General features: G+C 72.5%; 16 protein-coding genes and 1 pseudogene. 12 read left to right on the top strand and 5 right to left on the bottom strand.

From position 1 onward, the window contains the following. Positions 1-44: 44 nt before the first annotated feature. Complete coding sequence (locus CCZ36_RS05570; RefSeq protein WP_069740447.1) at positions 45-380, bottom strand: hypothetical protein; 336 nt, start codon at positions 378-380, stop codon at positions 45-47. Positions 381-516: 136 nt separating this feature from the next. Next, complete coding sequence (locus CCZ36_RS05565; RefSeq protein WP_006123503.1) at positions 517-1,299, bottom strand: hypothetical protein; 783 nt, start codon at positions 1,297-1,299, stop codon at positions 517-519. A gap of 526 nt (positions 1,300-1,825) precedes the next feature. Here CCZ36_RS05565 and CCZ36_RS05560 point away from each other — a divergent pair. The 4 genes from CCZ36_RS05560 (at position 1,826) to CCZ36_RS05545 (ending at position 5,512) form a co-directional block, all read left to right on the top strand. Next, positions 1,826-3,109 carry a glycosyltransferase family 4 protein gene (locus CCZ36_RS05560; protein WP_128817138.1) on the top strand — a complete coding sequence of 428 codons (1,284 nt, stop codon included), beginning with the start codon at positions 1,826-1,828 and terminating at the stop codon, positions 3,107-3,109. Beyond that, a complete protein-coding gene (locus tag CCZ36_RS05555; protein WP_128817137.1) occupies positions 3,106-3,942 on the top strand; it encodes a transferase in 837 nt (278 codons plus the stop codon). Before CCZ36_RS05560 ends, CCZ36_RS05555 begins: the two co-directional genes overlap by 4 nt. Before the next feature lie 44 nt (positions 3,943-3,986). Further along, complete coding sequence (locus CCZ36_RS05550; RefSeq protein ID WP_069740443.1) at positions 3,987-4,952, top strand: helix-turn-helix transcriptional regulator; 966 nt, start codon at positions 3,987-3,989, stop codon at positions 4,950-4,952. A 344-nt stretch (positions 4,953-5,296) separates the two neighbouring features. Next, positions 5,297-5,512 carry an I78 family peptidase inhibitor gene (locus tag CCZ36_RS05545; RefSeq protein ID WP_006123499.1) on the top strand — a complete coding sequence of 72 codons (216 nt, stop codon included), beginning with the start codon at positions 5,297-5,299 and terminating at the stop codon, positions 5,510-5,512. Positions 5,513-5,601: 89 nt separating this feature from the next. Here the strand turns inward: CCZ36_RS05545 and CCZ36_RS05540 are convergent, their stop codons facing one another. Beyond that, positions 5,602-6,615 carry a phosphatase PAP2 family protein gene (locus tag CCZ36_RS05540; protein WP_128817136.1) on the bottom strand — a complete coding sequence of 338 codons (1,014 nt, stop codon included), beginning with the start codon at positions 6,613-6,615 and terminating at the stop codon, positions 5,602-5,604. Positions 6,616-7,114: 499 nt separating this feature from the next. Between CCZ36_RS05540 and CCZ36_RS05535 the strand changes: the two genes are divergently transcribed. Both CCZ36_RS05535 and CCZ36_RS05530 read left to right on the top strand, forming a co-directional pair. After that, positions 7,115-8,833, top strand: a complete 1,719-nt coding sequence (locus CCZ36_RS05535) for an MFS transporter (protein ID WP_128817135.1) — start codon at positions 7,115-7,117, stop codon at positions 8,831-8,833. 102 nt (positions 8,834-8,935) lie between these two features. After that, positions 8,936-10,156, top strand: a complete 1,221-nt coding sequence (locus tag CCZ36_RS05530) for an acyl-CoA dehydrogenase family protein (protein ID WP_069744586.1) — start codon at positions 8,936-8,938, stop codon at positions 10,154-10,156. A 67-nt stretch (positions 10,157-10,223) separates the two neighbouring features. On the opposite strand, the gene CCZ36_RS05525 is transcribed toward CCZ36_RS05530, so the two are convergent. Then, positions 10,224-10,667 (bottom strand): cell division protein SepF, encoded by a 444-nt coding sequence (locus CCZ36_RS05525; protein ID WP_032767521.1) that lies wholly within the window; start codon positions 10,665-10,667, stop codon positions 10,224-10,226. Positions 10,668-10,976: 309 nt separating this feature from the next. Between CCZ36_RS05525 and CCZ36_RS05520 the strand changes: the two genes are divergently transcribed. The 4 genes and pseudogenes from CCZ36_RS05520 (at position 10,977) to CCZ36_RS05505 (ending at position 15,059) form a co-directional block, all read left to right on the top strand. Beyond that, a complete protein-coding gene (locus CCZ36_RS05520) occupies positions 10,977-12,191 on the top strand; it encodes a DUF5685 family protein (protein WP_128817134.1) in 1,215 nt (404 codons plus the stop codon). Between the two features lie 252 nt (positions 12,192-12,443). After that, entirely contained in the window at positions 12,444-13,262 is an 819-nt protein-coding gene (locus CCZ36_RS05515; protein WP_069738885.1) for a DUF1684 domain-containing protein, read from the top strand. Positions 13,263-13,492: 230 nt separating this feature from the next. Further along, a pseudogene (locus tag CCZ36_RS05510) lies at positions 13,493-14,391 on the top strand (S1 family peptidase). A gap of 188 nt (positions 14,392-14,579) precedes the next feature. Then, positions 14,580-15,059, top strand: a complete 480-nt coding sequence (locus CCZ36_RS05505) for a hypothetical protein (RefSeq protein ID WP_069738883.1) — start codon at positions 14,580-14,582, stop codon at positions 15,057-15,059. A 26-nt stretch (positions 15,060-15,085) separates the two neighbouring features. Here CCZ36_RS05505 and CCZ36_RS05500 read toward each other — a convergent pair whose 3' ends face one another. Continuing rightward, a complete protein-coding gene (locus tag CCZ36_RS05500) occupies positions 15,086-16,012 on the bottom strand; it encodes a DUF4231 domain-containing protein (RefSeq protein WP_069738882.1) in 927 nt (308 codons plus the stop codon). A gap of 628 nt (positions 16,013-16,640) precedes the next feature. Between CCZ36_RS05500 and fxsA the strand changes: the two genes are divergently transcribed. Together fxsA and fxsBH are read left to right on the top strand one after the other, a co-directional pair. Next, a complete protein-coding gene (gene fxsA / locus CCZ36_RS05495) occupies positions 16,641-16,805 on the top strand; it encodes an FxSxx-COOH cyclophane-containing RiPP peptide (protein ID WP_010056998.1) in 165 nt (54 codons plus the stop codon). 30 nt (positions 16,806-16,835) lie between these two features. Then, positions 16,836-19,166 (top strand): radical SAM/SPASM protein FxsBH, inactivated beta-hydroxylase extension form, encoded by a 2,331-nt coding sequence (gene fxsBH, locus CCZ36_RS05490; protein WP_128817133.1) that lies wholly within the window; start codon positions 16,836-16,838, stop codon positions 19,164-19,166. Positions 19,167-19,177: the final 11 nt, after the last annotated feature.

Below are 19,177 nucleotides of genomic sequence, written 5' to 3'. Positions count from 1 at the left end.
GAGCGGCCCAGGGCTTCGTCGTCCAACCCGTGCCCGTCCGGGTCTCAGGAGTCCCGTGGCCCCGGTGGCAGCGCCGCGGGACGGGGCCGCCCCGCATGCCGCCCGACCCGCTGCCAGGAACCGAGGCTGCCGGTCGTGCGCTGGCTCTGCCCGCCGCTCCCGCTCTGGCCGCCGTGACCGCCGTGCGAGGAGGCGGCGGAGTAGCCGCTCAGCGGGGCCCGGGAGGCGAAGAGACCGGCGCCGAAGGCCGAGAAGCCGAGATTCTCCTCGCCGCTCCGGTCGCCCGGCAACGCCCGGAACGAGCGCCGGTACTCGGAGTACAGCGCGTCGTAGATCGGGGTGGGGGACAGGCCCCCCGACGGATCCTGCGCAGGACGCATGGCAGGGATCTGACTCTGATGCTGGCGGGGGAGTCGTATGAGTGCACGTAGGTGCCAACGACCTCACGGCCCGTCGGATGCGGCCCCGCCGGAGAAATCGCTGTTCGGCGGGGGTGGCCGAGCCGACCGGACATGATCAGGTCCCGGCCAGCGGCATCGAGGCGGCGACCAGGACCCCGTTGACCGCGGCCTTCTCCAGGGCGTCCCGCAGCAGATCCTCGCGCGGCTGCTGGCCGATGGTGCCGGCCGGGGCCGCGAAGACGAGGACCGTCTGCGACTTGTTGACCGCCGCCCGCCAGCCCTCGGTGACCTGGAGAGGCTGGTGGGCCTGCCACCAGGCCACCGGGTTGCCGCCGCCGGCGCTCGGCTGGAGCACGGCGTGCAGCTGTCCCACCGCAAGCAGTACGGACCAGCCCGGGAGGACCTCCGGCAGCCGGTTCATGTCGGGGGCGGGGCGGAACCCCTGCTCCAGCAGCAGCTGGAGGAACTCGTCGCCCCCGCTGCCGTCGGTGCCGGGCCGGGCGACCGGGCCGGTCGGTTCGACGACCAGGGCCGGGCGCAGATCGTCCTCGATGAGGACGAGTCCGCTGGTGATGCCGAGGACGGCCTGTTCGGGCATGAGCCCCTCCGTGTCCTTCTGCTCGCTGCCGGTGATACTGCGCACCGCGCCCTGGAGCTGGTCCTCCGCGACCCTGACGACCTGCGAGGGGATGCACGTCGCGTGGGCGAACGCGAGCACGGCGGTCTCGTCGCCGATGAACAGCACCGTGCTGGTGCGTTCCTGGTCGGAGTCGCCGGGGGTGCGGCAGGAGGTGCAGTCGTAACTGCCCGGGGTGTTGTCGCCGACGAGCAGCCGGTCGGCTTCGTCGTCGCCGATCTCGGCGCGTACGTCCTGGCTGACGTCGAGCATGCGCGGCACGGGGGCTCCTCGAACTCGGTGCGTGGGCCGGGTGGTTCCCGGCTCATGAAGAGACAACGCGGGATCCGTGGCCGGGGTCACGCACCTGAGCGGACAGAAGTGCGGCCAGGTCGACACGTCGGTACATCGACTGTTCGGCGTACGGCTCACGCGTCTCCGCCGTACGGCTTCCGCCCGTCCGGTGTACAGCTCCCGTGCCCCGCCCGGAAGTTTTTCCGGGGTGCGGGCAACCTCCCGGCATTTTCCTTCGTCAAGCTCGGAGGAAAGCAGTGGTGAACGGGTGACGGGTAGGCGCCGGTTCACCGCACCGGTGGGCCCGCGGAAGCGGACCGGCACTTTCGGACCCGCAGGAAAACGGATGGGTAGCCTCCGGAACCCGCAGGTCAACGTGTGTCCGGCGGCGGAAGACGGGATTCCGTGCGCCATCTCGCGGATGCTCCGGGATTTCCCGGCGTATTTCGGGCACTGATCCGCGGGGAAGTGACAGTCTTGACCAGGCCGGGTCGACAGGGGAAACAGCGACACCATGCATATTTCTTTTCTTCTGCACAATGCCTACGGAATCGGAGGAACGATCCGGACGACGTTCACGCTCGCCCGTACGCTCGCCGAGCAGCACGACGTCGAGATCGTGTCCGTCTTCCGGCACCGTGACGCCCCCGTCCTCGGCGCCCCCGAGGGCGTGACGCTGCGCCACCTCGTCGACCTGCGGAAGAAGAGCGCGACGTACGACGGCGACAGCGCCGAACACGCCCGGCCCGCCACCGTGTTCCCGCGCGGCGACAGCAGGCACAAGCAGTACAGCCGGCTCACCGACGCGCGGATCGCCGCCCATCTCCAGGGCATCGAGGCGGACGTCGTCGTCGGCACCCGCCCCGGACTCAACGTGCACCTCAGCCGGCAGACCCGCCGCGGACCCGTGCGCGTCGGGCAGGAGCACCTGACGCTCGACAGCCACGGCTACCGGCTGCGCCGCGAGATCGCCCACCGCTACACGCTGCTCGACGCGCTCACCACCGTCACCCGCGCCGACGCGGACGACTACCGCAGCCGGCTGAAGCTCCCGGGCGTACGGATCGAGGCCATCCCCAACGCCGTCCCCGAGCCCGCCTGCCCGCCCGCGGACGGCGACCTGAAGTGGGTCGTCGCGGCGGGCCGGCTGCACCGCGTCAAGCGCTACGACCTCCTCGTGCGGGCCTTCGCCCAGGTGTCCGCGGCCCGCCCCGACTGGCGGCTGCGCATCTACGGCGCCGGGGACGCGACCGGGAACGAACAGGCCGAGCTGCGCTCCCTCGTCGACGAACTCGGTCTGCACAACCATGTGTTCCTGATGGGCTCGGCCAACCCCATGGAGGCCGAGTGGCTCAAGGGGTCGATCGCCGCCGTCACGTCGGAGCGCGAGTCCTTCGGGATGACGATCGTCGAGGCGATGCGCGGCGGACTGCCGGTCGTTGCCACCGACTGCCCGCACGGACCGGCCGAGATCATCGAGGACGGCGTCGACGGCCGGCTGGTGCCGGTCGGCGACCCGGACGCGATCGCCGCAGCCCTGCTCCAGCTGATCGAGGACGACGGACTGCGCCACCGGATGGCCGGTGCCGCGCTGAAGGCCTCGGCCCGCTTCGACCCGGCCCGGATCGCCGAGCGGCACGAGAGCCTGTTCGCCGAACTCGTCGCGCGCGGCTCCCAGGGGCACGGGCACAGCGCCCTGCGCACCGCGCTGCACCGCACCCGGGGCAGCGTTCTCGACGGAGCCTACGCCCTGCGTTACAAGGCCGCCGATGTGCTCCGCAAGGGAAGGACCTCATGAGCTCCACCGCCGTACGGGCCGACTGCGCCGCCGATCGCGCCGGAACGATCACCTTCGACCTGACCGCCCCGGCCCCCGCCCTCGATTCCGTGCTGCTCCTGCGGCGCCGGGGCGCGGCGGGCAGGAAGCCCGGCGGCACGATACGCATACCGCTCAGCAGGCCGGCCCCCGGGCGGCTGCGGGCGGTGCTCCCGGCCTCCGCCGAACTGGCCGAGGGACGCTGGGACGCGTACGTCGAGAAGCCCGGTGACGAGCCCGCCGAGACGGTCGTCGAACCGGGGCTGCGCGACCTGCGGGCCCTCGTCGACCGCTGCCCGGACACCTCGGCCGCGACCGTCAGCGCCCGGGTCCCGTACCCGACCCTCGACGGCCGGCTCGCGGTGCGCTCCTGGGTCCGAGCCCCGCACGCCGAGGCGGGCACCGTCCTCGCCGGCCCGTCCGGCATGACGGTCAGGGGCGTGCTGTACGGCGTCGAGGCGGGGGAGGGGGCCGCGGTGGAGGCCCGGCTGCCGGGGGAGCCGGACCGGGTGCACAGCGTCCCGCTCACCGCCCCGGACCCGGACGGACCGGCCGGGTCCTTCACCTTCACCCTGCCCTACGCCCCGCCGGCCGCCGGACCGGTGCCCGAGGCGCAGCGCTGGCAGCTGTGGCTGATCCCGGCGACGGGCGCGGCCGGAATCAGGGTCTCCCGGATCCTCGACGACGTCTGGTCCCGCGACAAGTCCTTCGTCTACCCGGGCCACCCGGCGGCCCCCGGAGTACGCGCCACCCCCTGCTACACCACCGACAACGACCTCTGCCTGCGCCTGGAGCCGGTCCCCGCGGACCGCTAGCTTGCGGACCAGGGCTGTCCGCAAGCCCTGGCAGACTCGCCCCCATGTTGGAGACCTCGGCACGACTGCTGCGCCTGCTCTCCCTGCTCCAGACCCACCGCGACTGGTCCGGCGCCGATCTGGCCGACCGGCTCGGCGTCACCCCGCGCACCGTCCGGCGGGACGTCGACAAGCTGCGTGAACTGGGCTACCCGGTGAACGCCGCCCGGGGCACCGGCGGCGGCTACCAGCTCGGGGCCGGCGCCGAGCTGCCACCGCTGCTGCTGGACGACGAGGAGGCCGTCGCGGTCGCCGTCGGCCTGCGCACGGCCGCCGGACACGGTATCGAGGGCATCGGCGAGTCCTCCGTACGCGCGCTGGCCAAGCTGGAGCAGGTACTGCCGAACCGGCTGCGCCGCAGGGTGGGCGCGCTCGGTGCGTTCACCGTGCCGATGCTGCACGATCAGGACGCCTCCGTGGTCGATCCCGGCCTGCTCACCGAGCTGGCCGCGGCCTGCCGGGACGCCGAACGCCTCCGGTTCGCCTATCGGACCCACGGCGGGGAGTCCTCGCGCCGGACGGTCGAGCCGCACCGGCTGGTCTGCACCGAGCGCCGCTGGTACCTGGTGGCCTGGGATCTGGAGCGGGAGGACTGGCGCACCTTCCGGGCGGACCGGATCACCCCGGCCCCGCCCCACGGCCCCCGTTTCGTCCCGCGCCCTCCGCCCGCCGAGGACCTGGCGGCGTACGTCTCGCGGGGCGTCGCGGTCTCCGCCTACGCGGCCCGCGCCGTGATCCTGCTGAAAGCCCCGTTGGCGGAGGCCGCCCAGCGCATCTCGCCGTCCGCCGGGGTCCTGGAGACCGTGGACGCGGACACCTGCCGGCTCACCACGGGCGCCCCGGACCTCACCGTGCTGGTGATCCACGTCCTGCTGATGGGGATCGATTTCGAGGTGATCGAGCCTCCCGAGCTCACCGAGCTGATGCGGGACGCGTGGGGCCGGCTCACGCGGGCGCTCGACGGACCGTGAGCCCCGGGGCCGGGTGGGGAAACGTACGGAAAGGAAAGGACGGCTTACGGGGGAGGGAAATTCCGGTGCCCCTGCCATTCGGACGGGCTGCCGCTCCGATCGTAAAAGAAGCAGGTCACCGCATGATTCCGGAAGGCCGCCGACGCCTCACTCCTGCCGGTGGTCCGAGGGCCCGGATATCGTGCGCCGAGGCTTCCCTCCGGTCCGTTCGGGTGAATAGAACCGCGTATAAGCGTGTGGGGATCCTGTGACACAAGCGTGACCGCCTCGGCACGAGGAGATGCGGCGGAACGCCCTGACGGCCCCGCCTTCCGTCACGGTCCCGGGCCGCCTACGGTGAGGGCATGGCATCTCTACCGACCCCTCCAGCACAGCCGGACGACGACGCCGACGCGTACGTCGGCCTCGCTGCGGACACCGCCGAGCGGCAGGCCAGAAGCCGTGGCTGGGACACGGTCCGGGCCGTCCCCCCGGGCGCCTTCCTGACCATGGAGTTCCGCCACGGCCGCATCAACTTCCAGGTCGAGGACGACACCGTGACGCGTTGCTGGGTGGGCTGACCCGCTCGCCCCGCGTCCCCTCCGACACGCCGGAACATGTCGAAGGCCCCGACCGTGGTCGGGGCCTTCGACGTCTCCGCGGGCTGGTGTCAGCCGCCGGTCATCGGGCGGGCCGGGCTGCCCGCACGCGGACCCCGTTCGGTGTGCGGCGGCGGACGGCGGACCCCGGCCGGGGCCGCCGGCATGGAGCCCGGGCGCGCCGGGTGCCCGGTGTGGGCCCGCGCCCGGACGCCCGCCGCGTGCCCGGCGGGGAGGACCGGTTCGGCCGGGGCCGTCACGGCTTCGGCGGTGAGGCCGTCGGCGGCCATCGACTGCGGCAGCAGCACCGGCTGCGGTCCGGTGTCGGAGACGGGCGCCGGACGGGCCCCGCCGCGCCGCTCCCGCCACCGCTCGCGCATCGCGAAGATCCAGGCCTCGGTCCGGGCGATCAGCGGCTCGAACCACGGGAGCGCCAGCAGGATGAGCAGCCCGGCCGCCCATCCCAGCAGGACATCGCTGAGCCAGTGCGTACCGATGTAGACGGTGGTGAGGCCGACACCCAGCGAGACGGTCGCGGAGACCGCCGACAGGTAGCGCCTGGCCCGGGGCGTGGTGGCCAGATAGGCGAGGATTCCCCAGGTCACGACGGCGTTCGCGGTGTGCCCGGAGGGAAATATATCGCCGCCGGCGAACATCTCGGCCGAACCGATCTGCGTCGCGTAGTGCGGGCCGAGCCGCCCGAGCCCCAGCTTGACCGCGCCCACCGTCACATTGAGCAGCAGCAGGGACGTGCCGAGGACCAGCAGCGGCCGGAGCGTGTGCTGACGCCAGGAGCGCCAGCCCAGCCAGCAGGCGACCATCACCGCCGTGGGGCCGCGCTGGCCGAGCACGACGTAGTAGTCCAGGAAGGGGTGCAGCTCGGGCCACTGCTGGTAGGGCCGGAACAGCATGACCTTCCAGTCCAGGGCCACCAGCCAGGACGTGATCAGCACCGCCCAGACGATGGCGAGATAGAACGCCAACGTCCCGCCGAAGAGGGCGATGCGGTGACGGCTCATCCGCGGTGCATCTATCTTCGGCGGTTCCGGCTCCCGGTCCAGCCGGGCAAAGATGTCGGTACGCACCCAATCGACGTTACAGCGAGTGAGTGTGCGAGCAGGCCAATCCGGCCGCTTTGTGATGACGATGTGATGTGGACTTTGTCTCGGAACGGCGTCTTTTCCGGGCGTCGAGAAGAATCATCGTGATCTTGGCCCCAATAGCCCACGGGTTCCGTTCGTAAGCGTGTTTGATCTCTCGGAAATTGGAGCGCACCGAAATCCGCGGCAATTGATCCGGCCATTCGGGGGAGCCGCGCACCGTCCCGCCGTCCCCGCGCCGGCCGCCCGCGGCCCCGCCGCGACGGGTCCGCCGGGCCTCCGACGGGAGCCCCCCCGACCGGGCCCGGGATGGCGTACGCCACACTGTGCGGCGGACCGGGGTGTGACGTGGACCACATGTGACCACCCCGAACTCGCGTACGCTGGCGAATCACTCGCCCGTCGATGCCGGGCCCGAGGGACGCGCACCCCCACACGTCACCGTCGGTCCGCCGAGCGCGAGGACTCATCGGGAGGTACGTAGATGTCCGGGACGACCACGGCCGGAGTCCGGCTGCGCAAAGCCGCCGACGACGCCAACCGCTGGGTCGTCCTCGTCGTCCTCTGTCTCAGTCTTCTGGTCGTCGCCCTCGACGCGACCGTGCTCCATGTCGCGGTTCCGTCCCTCACCGAGGATCTGCGCCCGAGCGGTAGCGCCCTCCTGTGGATCGTCGACGCCTACCCCCTCGTCTGCGCCTCGCTGCTCATCCTCTTCGGCACGCTGGGTGACCGGATCGGCAGACGGCGCGTGCTCCTGATCGGTTACGCGCTGTTCGGCGCCGCCTCCGTGCTCGCCGCGACGGCCGACACCTCCGGCGCCCTGATAGCGGCCCGCGCCCTCCTCGGCGTCGGCGGCGCGATGATCATGCCCGCCACGCTGTCGATCCTGCGCCAGGTCTTCCCCGACCGCCGGGAGCGGGCGCTCGCCATCGGGGTGTGGACCGCGGTCGCCGCGGTCGGCGCCGCCACCGGCCCGGTCGTCGGCGGCTTCCTGGTCGAGCACTTCTGGTGGGGCTCGGTCTTCCTGATCAACATCCCGCTGATGGCGGTGATCCTGCCGCTCGGCCGCTGGCTGCTGCCCGAATCGCGCGGCGGCGACGACGGCCCGTGGGACGTGCTGGGCGCGCTGATGGCCGCGGCCGGGGTGCTCGGCCTCGTCCTGGGCGTCAAGCGCCTGGGCGGCGGGGCGGGACTCCTGGATCCGGTCGCGCTCGGCCCGCTGGCCCTCGGCCTCGCGCTCCTCATCCTCTTCGTCCGCCGGCAGAAGCGCCGCAGGCATCCGCTGATCGACGTCTCGATGTTCGCCCGCCCGGCCTTCTCCACCGCCGTCGGCTGCATCGTGCTGGCCATGCTGGCGCTGGTCGGCCTCCAGCTGATCGCCGTCCAGTACCTCCAGCTCGTGCTGGGGCTCACCCCGCTGGAGACCGGACTGCGCCTCCTGCCGCTGACCTTCGCGGCGATGGCCGCGGGCGCCACCGGCTCGTACACCCTGCGCCGCTTCGGCCCCCGGCGCATGGTCGGCTGCGGCTTCGTCCTCACCGCGTCCTCGGTCCTGGTGCTCACCGCGATGGGCCAGCACGACCGGCCCGCCCTACTGACCTGCGCCTTCGTCCTGCTCGGCTTCGGGCTGCAGACCACGCTCTTCGGGGCGTACGAGTCGATGCTCAGCGACGCCCCGCCGGAGCGGGCGGGCGGCGCTGCGGCGATCGGCGAGACCTCCTACCAGCTGGGCGCCGGTCTCGGCATCGCCCTGCTCGGCAGCGTCATGAACGCCGCCTACGCCCCCGGCCTCGCCTCCCTCGGGGAGAAGGGCGTCCCCGCCCGCGCCGGGGCCGAGGCCTCCCACTCGCTGGGCGAGGCCTACCAGGTCGCCGCGCAGCTCGGCGGCCCGTTGGGCGATCTGCTGCGCACCACGGCCCGGCACGCCTTCATCGGCGGGCTCCACATCACGCTATTCGTCAGCGCCGGGCTGCTGCTGCTCGGGGCGCTGGCCGCACTGCGGCTGCCGAAGGTCATGGAGTGCCCGCCGCAGGAGCCCTGCCGCCGGAGCGAAGCCGGGCCGGCCGGACTGCCCGAGCCGGTCGACGCGGCCGAGGCCGAGGCCGTCCGTCCGGCCGCGCGGAACCGTCCGGTCCCGCGCCCGGTGCTGCCCGCGCGCCGCGAACCGGCCGAGGCGGCGGGCTCTGGACGCGTGGCACGCTGACCCGTAACGTCAGCACGACGCCCTGACTACCACTGCTAGTTTTCGGAGGGCGGGCGTCTCCCGGTCCCTCCGAGCACCGTGCGAGCCGCCGGAGGCACCCTCATGTCCAGCACCGAGTCCGCGAAGCCGTCGAAGCTCCCGCCGTTCGACGCCGCCGACCCCCTCGGTATCGACGACCTGCTCGGCCCGGAGGACCTCGCGATCCGCGACACCGTCCGCACCTGGGCCACCGACCGCGTGCTGCCGCACATCGCCGAGTGGTACGAGAAGGGCGAGCTGCCCGGCATCCGGGAGCTGGCCCGCGAACTCGGCGCCCTGGGCGCGCTCGGCATGTCGCTGGACGGCTACGGCTGCGCCGGGGCGAGCGCCGTCCAGTACGGGCTGGCCTGCCTGGAGCTGGAGGCCGCCGACTCCGGGATCCGCTCGCTCGTCTCCGTACAGGGGTCGCTCGCCATGTACGCGATCCACCGCTTCGGCTCCGAGGAGCAGAAGCAGCGGTGGCTGCCCGGCATGGCGGCCGGCGAGATCATCGGGTGCTTCGGCCTGACCGAGCCCGACCACGGCTCGGACCCGGCCGGGATGCGGACGTACGCCAAGCGCGACGGCGAGGACTGGATCCTCACCGGCCGCAAGATGTGGATCACCAACGGCTCGGTGGCCGGGGTCGCCGTCGTCTGGGCGCAGACCGACGAGGGCGAGGACGGCCGGGGCATCCGGGGCTTCGTCGTGCCGACCGACGCCCCCGGCTTCGCCGCGCCGGAGATCCACCACAAGTGGTCGCTGCGCGCCTCGGTCACCAGTGAGCTGGTCATGGACGAGGTGCGGCTGCCGGCCGACGCGGTGCTGCCGGACGCGAAGGGGCTGCGCGGCCCGCTCAGCTGTCTGAGCCATGCACGCTACGGCATCGTCTGGGGGTCCATGGGCGCGGCGCGGGCCAGCTTCGAGGCGGCCCTCGACTACGCGCGGAGCCGGGAGCAGTTCGGCCGCCCGATCGGCGGTTTCCAGCTCACCCAGGCCAAGCTGGCGGACATGGCCCTGGAGCTGCACAAGGGCATCCTGCTCGCCCACCACCTGGGCCGCCGGATGGACGCGGGCGGGCTGCGGCCGGAGCAGGTCAGTTTCGGCAAGCTCAACAACGTGCGGGAGGCGATCGAGATCTGCCGCACCTCGCGCACCATCCTCGGGGCCAACGGAATCTCGCTGGAGTACCCGGTCATGCGGCACGCGACGAACCTGGAGTCGGTGCTCACCTACGAGGGCACCGTGGAGATGCACCAGCTGGTACTGGGCAAGGCGCTCACCGGTCTCGACGCCTTCCGGTGACGGAGGTGCGCCGTGACGCACACGCCGACCGGCGGCGTTGACCGGAACCTTCCGGCGAGCGCCCTGCTCAGCTCTGGTTGAAGAAGCCGTCGGTCTTCCGGCCGGCGGCTTCGCCCGCCACCACCTGGGTGTCGGCGGGGGAGAGCAGGAAGACCCGGGTGGCCACCCGGTCGATCGAGCCGCGCAGACCGAAGATCAGCCCGGCGGCGAAGTCCACCACGCGCTTGGCGTCGGCGGGGTCCATGGCCGTGAGGTTGACGATCACCGGGACGCCGTCCCGGAACAGCTCGCCGATGGCCCGGGCGTCCCGGAAGCTGTCCGGGGTCACCGTCGCGATCCGGCGGTCCCGCTCCTCGGCCGCCTCGGCGGCCACCTGCACCCGCGGGTCGGTGACCCAGGCCTGGTTGCCCGTACCGGTCTCCGTGCCCTCGTTGTACTCGTCGTCGTAGTACCGCTCGTCGTTGTCCTCCACGAGGCCCAGCCAGGCACTCGCCTTGCGCACCGATCCCATGGACGCCTCCTCTCACCGCGGTTCTGTGGCGTTCCGCATCTCTTTCGTATCCCTATGGTCGTCCATGATGCGGATAGCGCGCCAAGTAGATAGTCGGCTCGCAGGCGATTCGTGACGCTACTGGTGCAGAGGATGTGGCGATTCGTCAGGGTTCGTCCTGCATAAGGGGGGTTGCAAAAAGAAAATATGATGCTTCGAGCCGTACGGGTGATCCTGCCGACGGACGGGTGAACGGATGGCTGGATACGATGCACGACGCCCCGGTGCGCGAGTGTCGCGCACCGGCTGAACGGCTCCCGGGGGATCGTCGTGTTCGGAATCGTCAGGCCCTGCACCCACCGTCTCTCCGAAGGTCTCAGGGTCGAGTGGATGGCCCATCTCTGCGGTCTCTGCCTGGCTCTGAGGGCGGATCATGGGCAGTTCGCCCGTATCGTGACGAACTATGACGGCCTCATCGTCTCCGTCCTGACGGAGGCTCAGACGGGACCCGCTCCCGGCGGGCGTCGCACCGCGGGCCCCTGTCCGCTGCGCGCCATGCGCACCGCACCGGTGGCCCAGGGCGAGGGGGCCCGGCTCGCCGCCGCCGTCTCGCTCGTCCTCGCCTCGGCCAAGGTCCGCGACCACGTCGCCGACCGGGACGGGCTGTTGGCCCGCCGCCCGGTCGCCGCCGCCGCGCGCCGGGTCGCCGCCGGGTGGGACCGGGCGGGTGCCCGGACCGGGGCGGCCCTCGGCTTCGACACCGCCCTCCTGGTCGACGCGGTGGACCGGCAGACCGGCATCGAGACGCTCGCCGGGATCGGCACCCCGCTGCTGACGGTCACCGAACCCACCGAGACCGCCACCGCCGCCGCCTTCGCCCACACCGCCCACCTCGCCGGGAAGCCGCAGAACGCCGCGCCCCTCGCGGAGGCCGGCCGGCTCTTCGGGCGGCTCGCGCATCTGCTGGACGCGGTCGAGGACCGGGAGGCGGACGCCGCGTCGGGCGCCTGGAACCCGCTGACCGCCACCGGCACCCCGCTCGCCGAGGCGCGCCGGCTCTGCGACGACGCGCTGCACGGCGTACGGCTCGCGCTGCGCGAGGTGGAGTTCACCGACGGCAAGCTCGTCCACGTCCTGCTCGCCCATGAACTGCGGCGCTCGGTCGACCGGGCGTTCGGCACCTCCTCCTGCTCGCACCAGGAGGGCCGGGGGCCGCTGCCCCCGGACGGCTCCTTCGGGCCCCCGCCGGGCAATCCGTACGGGGCGCCGCCCGGCAACCCGTACGCCCCCGGCGGACCCGGCTCCCCGCCGCCTCCGCCACGGCCGCCCCGCGACCGGCGCGGGCTGATCGCCGGCTGCCTGGTCTGGGTCGGGCTCGCCTGCACCTGCCAGATGTGCTGCGGGAGCTACGAGGACCCCTGGAGCCGGGAGCAGCGGCAGGCGCCGTGCCAGAACTGCGGCGACTGCTGCGAGGCGTGCGACTGCTGCGGTCAGTGCGGCGAGGGCTGCTGCTGTTGCGGCGATTCCTGCGGCTGCGACTGCTGAGTCGGGCAGGGCTGACACCCGGTCACCTCGCCCCGGGCGGTGCGGTCTCGGTGGTCTCGATCGCGGTCCCGGCTTCCTCGGGGTGCGGTCGTAGGTGCCGTGCTCCTGGATCCGGCCGACCCGCGGCCCGGACGACGTCGTCGACGGTCGTTCCGCTCCTGCGGAAGAGCGGCGCGTTCCGCTCCGAACACACCGGACGCCCACCGCGGTCGCGCCCCGGCCGCCCGGAGCCGGTATGGAAAGGTTGGCCGCATGAGCACCGACGCACAGCAGCAGGAACAGGGCGGCGGGCCGGACGCCGCGCGGGACTGGCAGCGGTGGCACGAAGGGCGCGTCGTCGCCGTCGCCGCCCCGTACGGCCCTCTCTCCCTGACCGGAACCCACTGGCTCGCCGACTACCCGGAAGGGCGAATTCCGGCCGTCCCCGGCCACTGGCGCGAGGAGGGCGACGAGGTGGTCCTCACGGCGGCCGCCGAGGACGGCGTCGTCGTCGACGGCAAGCCCCTGACCGGCGAGGTCCGGCTCGGCGCGGACCGCGGACCCATCGACGACTCCCGGGTCGCGCGGGGGGAGCGGCGTCTGGTGGTCCTCCGTCGCGAAGGGCTGTGGGCGGTACGGGACTTCGACCCCGGCTCCCCGGCCCGGCACGCCTTCTCGACCATCGAGGCCACCCCGTACGACCCCCGCTGGACGCTGCCCGGGACCTTCCGTCCGTACGCCGACCGGACCGTACGGGTGGCCAACGCGGACGGGGTCGAGCGCGGTCTCGGGCTCGGCGGGGAGCTCGCCTTCACGGTCGACGGCCAGGAGCACACGCTCCAGGTGGCGGTCGAGCCAGACGGATCGCTGTGGGCCGTCTTCGCCGATGTGACCAGCGGGAACAGTAGCTACCGCTTCCGCTTCCTGCGGCCCGGCGCACCCGCCGAGGACGGCAGCGTCAGCGTCGACTTCAACCGCGCACTGCTGCCGCCGTGCGCCTTCGCCGATCACTTCATCTGCCCCTTCCCGCCCCCGGGCAACGCCCTCACCGTGGCGGTCGAGGCAGGGGAGCGGAACCGGATCGACGCCTGACCCGCGACAGACCTCTCCGGCCCCGGCAACCCCACGGCCCCCGGGGCCGGAGACGCGTGGGGCCCGCGTGGCCGAAAGGCATTCTTGCGCCTCCCGTCCGGACCCCTCGATACTCCGGTCAGCGATTGTCAGGGGCACGGCAATTCCGGAATCCGGACAGGCCCCCGACTGCGCCTCACGGGCCCACCACCCCACAGGAGGGCCCCCGATTCCCCTCGGAGGAACCCGACGTGAGGATCAAGCGCACCAACAACCGCTCCATCGCGGCGAGACGCGTCCGTACCACGGCCGTCCTCGCGGGGCTCGCCGCCGTCGCGGCGATGGCCATCCCCACCGCGAACGCCGAAACCCCCGGACGTTCAGCGCCAACCAGCTGACCGCGGCGAGCGACGCCGTGCTCGGCGCCGATATCGCGGGCACCGCCTGGAACATCGACCCGCAGACCAAACGCCTCGTCGTCACCGTCGACAGCACGGTCACACAGGCGGAGATCAACACGATCAAGAAGTCGGCGGGTGCCAACGCCGGCGCGCTGCGCATCGAGCGCACTCCCGGCACGTTCACCAAGCTGATCTCCGGCGGCGACGCGATCTACTCCAGCACCGGCCGCTGCTCACTGGGCTTCAACGTCCGCAGCGGCAGCACCTACTACTTCCTCACCGCCGGTCACTGCACCGACGGTGCGACCACCTGGTACGCCAACTCCGCCCGCACCACCGTGCTCGGGACGACCGCCGGGTCCAGCTTCCCGAACAACGACTACGGCATCGTGCGCTACACCAACACCACGATCCCCAAGGACGGCACGGTCGGCGGCCAGGACATCACCAGCGCCGCCAACGCCACCGTCGGCATGGCCGTCACCCGCCGCGGCTCCACCACCGGCACCCGCAGCGGTTCGGTCACCGGACTCAACGCCACCGTCAACTACGGGGGCGGCGACGTCGTCTACGGCATGATCCGCACCAACGTCTGCGCCGAGCCCGGCGACTCCGGCGGCCCGCTCTACTCCGGCACCCGGGCGATCGGTCTCACCTCCGGCGGCAGCGGCAACTGCTCCTCCGGCGGCACGACCTTCTTCCAGCCGGTCGTGGAAGCCCTGAACGCGTACGGCGTCAGCGTGTACTGACCGGCCCCACCGGATCAGGTACGGAGCAGTCCGTACATACGTGCCCCCGTCCGGAATTCCGGACGGGGGCTCCCGCTCGCCGGGGGGCTCTTGAGAGGATGTCGCCACGACGGATCGTCGTGACGGGGCGGCAGGGGGCGGGGGCGCTCCCGGGGTGCGCTCCGCTGGCATCAGGGGGTAGCAGGTCCGTGTATCGCATCGGAGTGACCGGTCACCGCTCCATCCCCGCCGAGGCGGAGGCCCATGTGCTCGCCGGAATGCGGGCCGCTCTCTGCGGACCCGACCGCCCCGGCCAGGCCCTCTCCAGTCTGGCGGTCGGAGCCGACCAGCTCTTCGCCGACCTCGCCCTCACCTGCGGCGCCGAACTGACCGCCGTGATCCCCAGCGGCGACTACGAGGCCTGCTTCGACAACGCCGCCGACCTCGCCCGCTACCGGACGCTCAAGGCCCGCGCGGCGCGGGAGGTCCGGCTCGACTTCCCGCACTCCACCGACGAGGCGTACTACGCGGCGGGCGCCTACATCGCCGACCACTGCGACCGGCTGCTCGCGGTCTGGGACGGCCTCCCCGCCCGGGGCCTCGGCGGCACGGGCGACATCGTGACGTACGCCCGCACCCTGGGCCGCCCGGTCACCGTGATCTGGCGCGACGGGGTGCGGCGCGGCTGACCGGAGCCGGGGCCGCGTCCGAGGGCTCACACGCGGTGTCGGACCAGCCAGTCGGTGTGCTCGGGCGACACGATCCGCTCGGTCTCGAACACCGCCGCCGGCCAGTGCCGCTCGGTGAGGGTGGTCTCCATGACGGCCTGCATCGACTCCAGGTCCTGCTCCACCAGCGAGTGCGCCGAGATCAGCGGATGGTGCCGGCGCATCTCGTTCCAGGCGAGACAGGCCGCCGCCGCCGCGGACAGCGCCCCCGTCAGACCGAACGACCGGCCCACCCCGAAGGTCTGGAGCACGCTCAGTGCCAGTGCCGGGAGCGTCAGCGCGACGATGGCGCCCGACCACATGAGCGCCCCGCGCCGGGAGGCCTGCTGACGCCGGCGGTACCAACGGCGCTGTTCGATGAGCCGGTCCCGTACATACGTCTCCTTGCGGACCGTGTAGGCCTTGTTCCGCAACGCGCGCATGGAATCCGTGATGAGGCCGCCGGAATCCGGCAGTTCCTCGCGCGGATCGGCCCAGCCCACCTTCCGCAGCTCCTGGAGACCGTCCTCCAGACGATTGGCGAACAGCGCCTCCGGATGCTCGGAAGCGCTGTCGAACGGGGCGCCGTGCACCGCGTAGCGCCAGCAGTTCGATTTGATGAACTCGGCTGCGGAGCGGTTGAGTTGCCAATGCGACTTTGCTTTGCGCTGGGAGGCGAGGAAGGTCGTGAAGAGCACGCCCAGATAGGCCAGCACCGCCGCGCCGTACAGCGCCCGGGCCGCGGGCCCGTCGTCGGCGTGCCAGGGCAGCGCCGCGGGCACCGTGCCGGCCACGAGCAGCGCCAGCTGCACCCGGGTCGTGTTCACGGCCTCGCGCTGGCGGGCCACGGCGACCGCGTCCGTGTGATGGAACAGCTCGGGCAGATCGTCGTTCCTGAAGACCATGGATCTCAGCGGCTCGGGCAACGCCGTCATGGTCGCCTCCGTCTGCAGTTGTCGTATGACCCGGCCGGCCGTCGCGCCTGACCCGCCCGGGCACACGAGAGTAGGCGGGAGGGCAGGACCGGGCAAGAGCGCCATGGCCCCTCGAAAGGCCGCCACGACGGGGTTCGGCCACGTCGCGCAGGGCGTGCCGGGAAGGCCGGGCCGCTGCCCGCCCGGCCCGGGGCCGGGGCGCGGACGTCGTGACCGCCGCGCGGAGGGCGGCCGCCCCGGAGCGGAGCCGGTGAACGAGTGAATTACGGACCCCGCCAGGGCGTCCCGGCGGCCCGGCGAGGCCGCGGCGGGCGCCTCGCGGTTCGCGCGGCCGCCCCCGGTCCGGGCCGGCTCCGGAGCCGGCCGCAAGCCTCCCACCTGCGAAAGCCGGCGGCGCGGAAGCCCACTCTCCCGCCCGCAGGCCCCGCCGCCCCCGCCTCGCTCACCCAAGAGGCCGAACGGAAGGCGTGATTCGACTTTCGAAACACTGGAGTGAAGGCTGTTCCGCCGGCATGTGGAGGGGCCCCGCCGGTAGTAAAGTGCGCGTGCCGGGCCGTGTGATGAGACGGAATCCGGCAGCGTTTCAATGTCCGGAAACAGACCCCCTCAGGATCCCCCTAGGACGGCCGTGAAGACCTACGGAACCACCCCCGACTTCGCCCCTGCGAAGACCCGCGCAACCCTCGCGGCGACCGACGTCCGCAGCGCCGACGCCGTCACGAAGATCAACCGCGTATGCGGTGCGACCACGGCCCGGTCCACCCGGATCTCCACGTTCAATTCCGCTCTCTGAGCAGGCGTCAGAGCTGGCTAGAATGGCGGAATGACAGGACCCCTGGTCCCTTTCCGTGAATTCGTTCTCAAGGTGCACAGCAGGTGCGATCTCGCCTGCGACCACTGCTACGTCTACGAACACGCAGATCAGAGTTGGCTGACCCGACCGAAAGTCATCTCCGACGAGGCGATTTCCTGGACGGCCCGGCGTCTGGCCGAGCATGCGACCACTCATGCGCTTCCCTCCGTCACAGTGATCCTGCACGGCGGGGAACCGCTCCTGGCAGGGCCCGCGCGACTGCGCCGGGTCTGCGAGGAGCTCGGCTCGGCCCTGAACGGCATCGCTGAGCTGGACCTCAGGATCCACACCAACGGCGTCCAGCTCAGCCCTCGTTACCTCGACCTCTTCGACGAGTTCCACGTCCGGGTCGGGATCTCGCTCGACGGCGACCGCGCCGCCAACGACCGCCACCGCCGGTACGCCGACGGACGCAGCAGCCACCCGATGGTGCTGCGCGCGGTCGACCTGCTCCGCGAGGAGCGCTACCGCCATCTGGACCTCGGCCTGCTCTGCACGGTCGACATCCACAACGACCCGGTGGCCGTGCACGACGCCCTCGCCGCGCTCGAACCCCCGCTCGTCGACTTCCTGCTGCCGCACGCCACCTGGGACGAGCCGCCGCCTCGCCCGGACGGATCGCCCACCGCGTACGCCGCATGGCTCCTGACGGTCTTCGACCGCTGGACGGAACAGGGCCGCCCGATGCCCGTCCGGATGTTCGCCTCGGTGCTCTCCAGCCTGAGCGGCGGCCCCAGCCTCACCGAGTCCCTGGGCCTCGCCCCCACCGACCTCGTCGTCATCGAGACCGACGGCACGCTGGAACAGGTCGACTCGCTCAAGAGCGCCTACGAGGGCGCCGCCGCCACCGGGTTCGACGTCTTCCGCAACACCTTCGACGAGGTCGCCGCCCACCCCGGCGTCCGGGCCCGGCAGCTCGGACTGGCCGGAGTCAGCGAGACCTGCCGCCGCTGCCCGGTCGTACGCTCGTGCGGCGGCGGGCTCTACACCCACCGCTACCGCTCCGACGACGCCTCCGGCGGAGGCTTCGACAACCCCTCCGTGTACTGCGACGACCTGGCCGCCCTGATCCGGGGCATCGAGGAACGGACCGCCGCCACCGAGTCACCCGCCGTCCGCTCGCCCGACGCCCTGCTCGCCGCCCACCAGGACCTGACCCGGACCCTGCTCGCCGTGGTCCACGACACCCTCGACGGGCGGGGCGGAGCGCTCTGGGACGACGCCTGGCGGCTCGCGGCGGCGGTCGAGGCGGACGCCTCCGGCGCCGACGCGCTCGACGCGGTCCTCGCGCACCCTTACACCCGCACCTGGCTGGTCGACGCCCTCGCGGACCTCGACGCCGGCCGAGGGCTCGCGGAACCCGCCGCCGAACGGCTCGCCGCGACCGTGGCCGCCGCCGCCGTCCGCGCCCGGCTCGACCTGCCCGTGCCCGTGGCCTACCGCGACGGAAGCCTCCACCTGCCCACCCTCGGCACCGTGGTCCTGGGCGGGCCGGGGGAGCGGGGAACGGCGGTGGTGCGGGCCACCGGCGACGGCTTCCTCGTCCGCCTGCGGGACGCCGCGCCCGGCACCGGACTGCGCATCATGCCCGACGAGCCCGAAGGCCGGCACTGGCTGCCCGTGCGCGTCCTGCGCCGGGCGCCGGCCCCCGCCCTCCTGCTGGACGACCTCGACCCCCTCCGCGACTGCTTCGAGGACCCCGCGGCCGGCCGCCTCCCCGCCGACGAGGCCGAGGCCTGGGCGGACCGGATGGCCGAGGCCTGGGCGCTGCTGGCCGACGCCGTACCGGACCAGGCCGCCGAGGCCGCCCGTACGCTCACCACGCTGACCCCGCTGCCCGCCGGGGCCGCCGCACCGGGCCACCACGGTCCCGGAGCGCTCGGCGCCGGCCCCGTGACCGGCGCGAACGAGCTGGCACTCGGTCTGCTCAGCGGATTCCGCCGGGCGAAACTGCGGGCGCTCGGTGAAGTGACGGATCTTTACGCCCTGGACGGCACCTGGGAACATCGAACGCCTTGGGGGAACGAACACGTGACGTTCTCCCGACTGCTGGCCGAGACATACGAACGGGCGGGGCTCGGGCTTTACGATCCTCGCTTCCTCACGGGTGTTCCGGAAGCACTCGAGATGATCGAAAACGCGGCGGAGGTGACGGTCGACGGAAAACAGCTGATCGCCGCTGTCCGCAAGGAGATCAGCGGAACACGGAGCGCGGCCGGAAAGAATCGCGGCAAGGGCTTCTCGCCGGCCGGTCATGGAACGAACGTCCTGGCGTCTGACCGGAAAGTGACGTTCGATTGACCGAACGGGAG

Source organism: Streptomyces sp. S063 (genome assembly GCF_002832675.1).
Taxonomy (GTDB): domain Bacteria; phylum Actinomycetota; class Actinomycetes; order Streptomycetales; family Streptomycetaceae; genus Streptomyces; species Streptomyces sindenensis.
Note: the sequence above shows the minus strand (reverse complement) of the source record. Positions and strands in the feature narration are given on the sequence as shown.